Below are 1,980 nucleotides of genomic sequence, written 5' to 3'. Positions count from 1 at the left end.
ACCTTCAATTTATCTTTTATCTTTATAATGAAAAAAAAAATTGTAATACTTGGCTCAACAGGCAATCATGAGCTATATGTGATGAAATCATAAATAAACAATTATTTCCAATTACTGTTTTAGATCCTCCACCAATTGTCCCAGGATTTATTGTTACATATTCTCTTATCTTATTATTATCTCCAATAACTAAACTTGTATCTTCACCATTATATTTTAAGTCTTGAGGATCATTAATTGAAACAAATGGAAAAATCTTATTTCCTTTTCCAATTTTAATATTTCCAATAATGCTTACATGTGATTGAATTTCTGTATTCTCTCCAACTTCTACATTAGGACCAATGACTGAATAAGGTCCAATTTTTACACTCGAATGCAATTTTGCATTTTTATCTATTACGGCTGTTTTATCTATCATTTATTTTCTCTAATAAAATTTTTTAAATCCTTTGCTGGATAACCCATTACTTTTGAATTATCAGGAATATTCTTTATAACTCCACTACCACCACCTATTTGCACATTATTACCAATTTTAAGATGACCTGAAATACCAGCCTGACCTCCAATCATAACATTATTACCTAAAGTAGAACTTCCAGCAAAGCCCACTTGTCCAGCGATAATACAATTCTCACCAATTTTAACATTGTGGGCTATATGTATTTGATTATCTAAATATGTATTTTTTCCTATGATTGTATTTGAGAGAGAACCTCTATCTATTGTAGATCCACAACCTATTTCTACGTTATCCTCAATAATTACAATGCCTATTTGCGGATACCTAAAATTAGATTCTTTATTCGGAAAAAAACCAAACCCCTTCTTTCCGATCACACAACCGTCTAATATGTGAACATTATTTTTAATCAATGAATTTCTTATAATTACATTTGATCCTATAGAACAATCATCGCCGATGTTAACATTTTTTTCTATAATAGAATTATGACCAATTAAACAATTCTCACCAATTTTTACATTCTTGCCAATAAGAACATTTTTTCCAGATTTAATTTTATCCTTAAATTCTGTTTCATTAATTGGTTTAACAGTGTTATCATAATCATCAGTTATAGATTCTGGGTAAAAAATTTTTGTTATTTGAGCAGTATGTAATAAAACTTTGTCTGAAATAATAGGCTTACAGTTATTTGGTAAAAATGATTGAAAATTTTTAGATGTTAAACAATAAGATGCTTTAGTTTTTTTTGCTAAGTCAGTATATCTTTTTGAATGTAAAAAAGTTATTTCATTTTTTTGAGAAGAGCTAAGATCTTTTATATCATTTATCTTAACATCAGTAATATTATCATCTTTCAAATAAATAGTTTCTAGCAAATAATTCAAACTATGAGGTCCAGTATTTTTAAAAAAAGGATTTTTCACACCTTGTTAATATCAAAATATTTCAATTTTAATTATCAACAATTATTTCTAATTATTTTTATCTACTATTGTAGCTGACCATTGTGCATCCGCCATACGCTTTCCCTCAACAAATGCCTCACCTTTATATTTCCAAACTCTACCATGGGATCTTATAGCTTCAATTTTCAATTCTAATTTACAATCTGGAATAACTGGATTTCTAAATCTAGCTTTTTCAATATTCATTAAAAAAACTAATTTGTTATCATATTCTTTCTTGTCGATACCATGAGCAGTCAGAGCAGCAGCTGCTTGGCCAAATGCTTCTACAATTAATACACCTGGCATAACAGGATTTCCAGGAAAATGTCCATTAACATAAAATGCATCTTTTTTAACATTCATAATAGCTGTAGCAGAATGTAATTTTTTTATATCTATCAATTCATCAATCAACAACATTGGTTCTCTATGGGGAAGCAAATTAGCTATTTCTTTTTTACTTAGTTTCATTAATTTTTTTTTAAAGATTTAATCTCTTTATCAACAAACGTACCAGGTCTTTTGAGCACTGTAGAAATTTTAGACTTTTCATACTTTATT

The 1,980-nt window shown here is 28.0% G+C and carries 3 protein-coding genes; all 3 read right to left on the bottom strand.

From position 1 onward, the window contains the following. Positions 1–22: 22 nt before the first annotated feature. Genes AMN95_RS02785 through fabZ form a run of 3 tightly spaced genes read right to left on the bottom strand, consistent with a single transcriptional unit; the run spans position 23 to position 1,890 of the window. Positions 23–421 carry an acyl-ACP--UDP-N-acetylglucosamine O-acyltransferase family protein gene (locus tag AMN95_RS02785; RefSeq protein ID WP_082256657.1) on the bottom strand — a complete coding sequence of 133 codons (399 nt, stop codon included), beginning with the start codon at positions 419–421 and terminating at the stop codon, positions 23–25. Next, positions 418–1,395 carry a UDP-3-O-(3-hydroxymyristoyl)glucosamine N-acyltransferase gene (lpxD, locus tag AMN95_RS02780; protein ID WP_075522467.1) on the bottom strand — a complete coding sequence of 326 codons (978 nt, stop codon included), beginning with the start codon at positions 1,393–1,395 and terminating at the stop codon, positions 418–420. The genes AMN95_RS02785 and lpxD overlap by 4 nt, the downstream gene beginning before the upstream one ends. A 48-nt stretch (positions 1,396–1,443) precedes the next feature. Continuing rightward, on the bottom strand, positions 1,444–1,890 hold the full coding sequence (gene fabZ, locus AMN95_RS02775) for a 3-hydroxyacyl-ACP dehydratase FabZ (RefSeq protein ID WP_075522466.1): 447 nt from the start codon (positions 1,888–1,890) through the stop codon (positions 1,444–1,446). Between the last annotated feature and the right edge of the window lie 90 nt (positions 1,891–1,980).

This window comes from Candidatus Pelagibacter communis (genome assembly GCF_001180185.1).
Classification (GTDB): Bacteria; Pseudomonadota; Alphaproteobacteria; order Pelagibacterales; family Pelagibacteraceae; genus Pelagibacter; species Pelagibacter ubique_F.
Note: the sequence above shows the minus strand (reverse complement) of the source record. Positions and strands in the feature narration are given on the sequence as shown.